This window comes from Saccharomonospora halophila 8, assembly GCF_000383775.1.
Classification (GTDB): Bacteria; Actinomycetota; Actinomycetes; order Mycobacteriales; family Pseudonocardiaceae; genus Saccharomonospora; species Saccharomonospora halophila.
The window spans coordinates 1-4,195 of the sequence record NZ_KB912497.1 but is presented as its reverse complement, the minus strand read 5'-3'; the positions used below and the strand labels follow the sequence as shown (position 1 = coordinate 4,195).

Below are 4,195 nucleotides of genomic sequence, written 5' to 3'. Positions count from 1 at the left end.
CACTCGGAGAGCACGGCACCAGAAACCCGGCGGCGACGAGACGGCGTCCGCGCCGACGTCGGCGGTGCTCGCCGAGCGGCGCACCCACCCCTGCAGCGATCCGGCCACCGCCTCGATGTCCGACTCCAGCGGTGCGTCGTAGCGCTTGTGGTGGGTGGCGTGGTCACCGACGACGTTGACCACCGGGGTGTGTGCCCGGCGGGCGTTGTGCAGATTCGCCAGGCCGTTGCCCAGCCCCGGTCCGAGGTGCAGCAGCGTCGCGGCCGGGCGGTCCGCGATCCGTGCGTAGCCGTCCGCGGCGCCGGTGACCACGCCCTCGGACAGGCCCAGCACGCCCCGCACCTCGGGCACACTGTCCAGTGCGGACACGAAGTGCATCTCGGAGGTGCCCGGATTGGTGAAGCACACGTCGACCTCGGCGTCGACGAGGGTGCGGATCAGGGCCTGCGCGCCGTTCATCGTCATCGTCAGTCCTCCCGGCCGCCGAAGAGCACGCCGGGGTTGAGGATCCCGGCGGGGTCGAAGGCCTGCTTCAGTCGTCGCATCAGATCGATCTTGGTGGGGTCCTCCAGCCGGAGGAAGTAGCCGGTCTTCGCGTGGCCGAGCCCGTGTTCCCCGGAGATCGCCCCGCCCAGCCGCATCCCGGCGGCGAAGATCTCCTCCAGCAGCGCCGAACGCCGCCGGGGATCCGGCTGGAACACGGCGAGGTGGACGTTGCCGTCCCCGGCGTGGCCGCAGCCGATCACACCGGACTCGGCCCGTTGGGCCGCGGCACGGGACTCGGCGAGGAACTCCGGCAACGCCGACCGGGGCACGACGACGTCGAGCACGTCGTCGGCGCCCGCGGCCTTGGCCGTCCAGAAGGCGTTCTCCCGGGCCTCGATCAGCCTGCGCGCCGAGGAGCCCTCCAGCACGTACACGTCCGCGGCGCCGAGGTCGCCGAGCAGTGTGCCGAGCACTTCCACGTCGCCGTCGAGCCGGTCGGCCGCACGGTTGGCCAGGCCGACCACGAGGTAGGCCTGCGAGGCGTCGCGGACCTCGTCCGGGATGCCCAGCGAGAGCTGGGTGCCGTGGGTGATGGCGGCCATGGTCAGCGCGTCGATGTATTCGAGGATGTGCGGTTCCAGCCCGCTGGAGACGATCTCCGGGACCGCCCGCATCACCGTGTCGAGGTCGTCGAACGGGGCGAGCACGGTGGCCGAGTGCGGCAGCCGGGGATACAGCTTCACCGTGATCTCCGTGGCCAGCGCGAGCGTGCCCTCCGAGCCGATGACGAGCTGGGTGAGGTCGTAGCCGCTCGCGGTCTTCACCGTCCGGCCCCCGGAACGGATCAGTTCCCCGGTGGGCAGCGCCGCCCGGAGGCCGAGCACGTTGTGCCGGGTGACGCCGTAGCGCACCGCGCGCATCCCACCCGCGTTGGTCCCGACGTTGCCGCCGACACTGGCGCTCATCTCCCCGGGGTAGACGGTGTAGCCGAGTCCGGCGCGCGCCGTCTTCTCGTCCAGCTCGGACAGTGTCACCCCGGGCTGGACCACGGCCACGTGGTTCCCCTCGTCGATCTCCAGAACCGAATTCATCCGTTCGAACGACACCACGAGGCCGTCGGGGTGCGGGCGGGCCGCCGCGGACAGTCCGGTGCCGGAGCCGCGGGCCGTCACCGGAACCCCGTGTTCCGTGGCCTCCGCGAGCACGGCGGCCACCTCCTCGGCCGTGCCGGGGCGGACCACCCAGCGCGGCTTCGCCCGTCCGCCGGTCAGCGCCTCGTCACCGGTGTAGTCCTCGGTCACGGCGTCGCCGGTCAGCACATTCTCCGCGCCGACGATGCCGGTCAGTCGCCGCGTCACGTCGTCCGTCGCCTCGCCCATGGGGACGCAGCCTAGTACGCCCGTCGAGCGCCTGGCTATGAATCTGATTCATGTTTCGGTGCCGGGTGGGACGGCGCCCGGAGCGGTTCCGTCGTGCCGTCCCACCCGGCAGGACCGTCCACCCGGGCAGGACCGTCCCACCCGGCAGGACCGGCTCAGGCGCGGGCGTAGGAGAGGGTCTCGCCCTCCACCCCCCGCAGCCACAGATCCTGAGCGGCCGCGGCCATCTCGGGCAGCCCCTCGACGATCGTGCCGAACACGTTGCCGGGCACCCATCCCGCGTCGCCGTTGATCAGAAGATTGTTCCGCCCGTAGAAAAAGGCCAGGTCGGTGGCGCCCTGCTCGCCGTGCGCCACGCTGCCCTCGTCGTAGCCGTAGGCGGGGTTGCCGATCTCCCAGGGTTCGAACCCGAAGTAGACGACGTCGCCGGGGATGGGGGTCACGGTCGGGTTCTCCCGGCCCGGCTTCGGGTCCGCGAACGGCGGCACGAGGGTGTAGACCTCGTTGCGGGCGTACTTGGCGTGGTAGGCCGACCCGCTCTGCGGCAGCGCGTCCCAGACCGCCTGGCAGGTGCGCGGTGCCTCGTCGTCGAGCAGTCGCGCGCGGCAGGACACGCCGCGCTTGTCGAGCGTGATCGTGATGTACCGTGCCGTCCGCCCGCGCCCGGCCGTTCCCGCCGTCACCGGGCCACCGAGGCGACGACCTCGCCCCAGATGTCCAGGGCCTCGTCGATCTGCTCGGAGGTGACGACCAGCGGCGGGATCATGCGCACCACGTTCATGTACGCCCCGCAGGTCAGCAGCAGCAATCCCTGTTCGGCGGCCTTCTTCTGCACCGCCTGTGCCGTGGCGTTGTCCGGCGCGCCGTCCGCGGTGACGAACTCGGAGCCGACCAGCAGTCCCATGCCCCGCACGTCGCCGATCCCGGGGGTCTTGTCGCCCACCGCCCGCGCGCCGTCGAGCAGCTGCCTGCCCCGCGCGGCGGCGTTGTCCACCAGGTTCTCCTCCCGGATGACCTCCAGCGTGGCCAGGGCCGCCGCGCACGCGACCGCGTTGCCGCCGTAGGTGCCACCCTGTGAACCGGGCCAGGCCTTGCCCATCAGGTCCCGCGACGCGGCGATCCCGGACAGCGGGAACCCGCTGGCCAGCCCCTTGGCGATGAGCACCACGTCGGGGTGGACGTCGAAGTGCTCGTGTCCCCAGAACTTCCCGGTGCGGCCGAACCCGGTCTGGATCTCGTCCATCACCAGCAGGATCCCGTGCTCGTCGGCGCGGCGGCGCAGGCCGGCCATGAACTCGCTGTTCGCGGGCACGTAGCCGCCCTCGCCGAGCATGGGTTCGACGAAGAACGCGGCCGTCTCCTGCGGCGCGGTCTGGGTGGCGAACAGGTAATCCAGCTCGCGCAGGGCGAAGTCGGTGGCCGTCTGCTCGTCCCAGCCGTAGTGGTAGGCGTGCGGGAAGGGCGCCACGTGCACGCCCGCCATCAGCGGGGAGATGCCCGCGCCGAACCGGGTGCCCGAGGTGGTCATCGACGCCGCCGCCACGGTGCGCCCGTGGAAGCCGCCCTGGAACACGACGACGTTCGGCCTGCCCGTGGCCTGCCGCGCCAGTCGCAGCGCCGCCTCGACGGCCTCGCTGCCGGAGTTGGCGAAGAACAGCGAGTCGAGCCCGGACGGCAGGACCTCGCCGAGCCGTTCGCCGAGTTCGAGCAGCGGCCGGTGCATGACGGTGGTGTACTGGCCGTGGATGAGTTTGCCGACCTGGTCCTGCGCCGCCTGTACCACCTTCGGGTGGCAATGGCCCGTGCTCGTGACCCCGATGCCCGCGGTGAAGTCGAGATGACGCCGACCGCTGGTGTCGTAGAGGTAGGCGCCTTCGCCGTGGTCGACGACGACGGGTGTCGCCTGCTTGAGAATGGGGGAGAGCTGGGCCATGACAGCGTGCTCCTTTGCGACGGTGGCCGGTGGGGTATGCGTGAAGGGCACTTTTCCTGCGGTGAACGCAGGGAATGTGCCCCTCGCTGCGTCACACGCAGGAAAAGTGCCCTTCACGCTCACGCGGGCCCGGGTGCGGCCCGGAGGGTTGTAGATTGTCAACAATATTCGTAGCATGGTGTCCGCAGCGGCGCAAACAGCTACTTTCGGAGGAGTTTCGATGGGCAGCCTCAGCGAGTCCGGCGTGCTCGACGCGGTCGACAAGGACCTGTTCGTCGGCGGCAAGTGGACCCCCGCCACGGACGGGCGGACGTTCGCGGTGCGGGACCCGGCCACCAACGGGGTGCTGTGCGAGGTCGCCGACGCCGCCCCGGCGGACGGCGCCGCCGCGCTGGAC

At 71.3% G+C, this 4,195-nt stretch carries 4 protein-coding genes and 1 pseudogene; 1 reads left to right on the top strand and 4 read right to left on the bottom strand.

From position 1 onward, the window contains the following. The 4 genes from SACHA_RS20240 to SACHA_RS0104300 all read right to left on the bottom strand — a co-directional run. Positions 1-459, bottom strand: a 459-nt coding sequence (locus SACHA_RS20240; RefSeq protein WP_269634166.1) for a thiamine pyrophosphate-binding protein, incomplete at its 3' end; no start/stop codon positions are given. 8 nt (positions 460-467) lie between these two features. Then, complete coding sequence (locus tag SACHA_RS0104310; RefSeq protein ID WP_019807480.1) at positions 468-1,865, bottom strand: FAD-binding oxidoreductase; 1,398 nt, start codon at positions 1,863-1,865, stop codon at positions 468-470. Positions 1,866-2,020: 155 nt separating this feature from the next. Beyond that, positions 2,021-2,548: a DUF3830 family protein gene (locus tag SACHA_RS0104305; RefSeq protein ID WP_019807479.1), complete on the bottom strand. Its 528-nt coding sequence runs from the start codon at positions 2,546-2,548 to the stop codon at positions 2,021-2,023. Continuing rightward, the gene (locus tag SACHA_RS0104300) at positions 2,545-3,798 is read right to left on the bottom strand and encodes an aspartate aminotransferase family protein (RefSeq protein ID WP_019807478.1); all 1,254 of its coding nucleotides are present in this window, start codon (positions 3,796-3,798) and stop codon (positions 2,545-2,547) included. The genes SACHA_RS0104305 and SACHA_RS0104300 overlap by 4 nt, the downstream gene beginning before the upstream one ends. Positions 3,799-4,018: 220 nt before the next feature. Between SACHA_RS0104300 and SACHA_RS24305 the strand changes: the two are divergent. After that, positions 4,019-4,195 (top strand): annotated as a pseudogene (locus SACHA_RS24305) (NAD-dependent succinate-semialdehyde dehydrogenase); the annotation flags it as partial.

Excerpts from the sequence above, each read along its gene's own strand:
- SACHA_RS0104310 (WP_019807480.1), bottom strand. The coding sequence starts at position 1,865 with ATGGGCGAGGCGACGGACGACGTGACGCGGCGACTGACCGGCATCGTC.
- SACHA_RS0104300 (WP_019807478.1), bottom strand. The coding sequence starts at position 3,798 with ATGGCCCAGCTCTCCCCCATTCTCAAGCAGGCGACACCCGTCGTCGTC.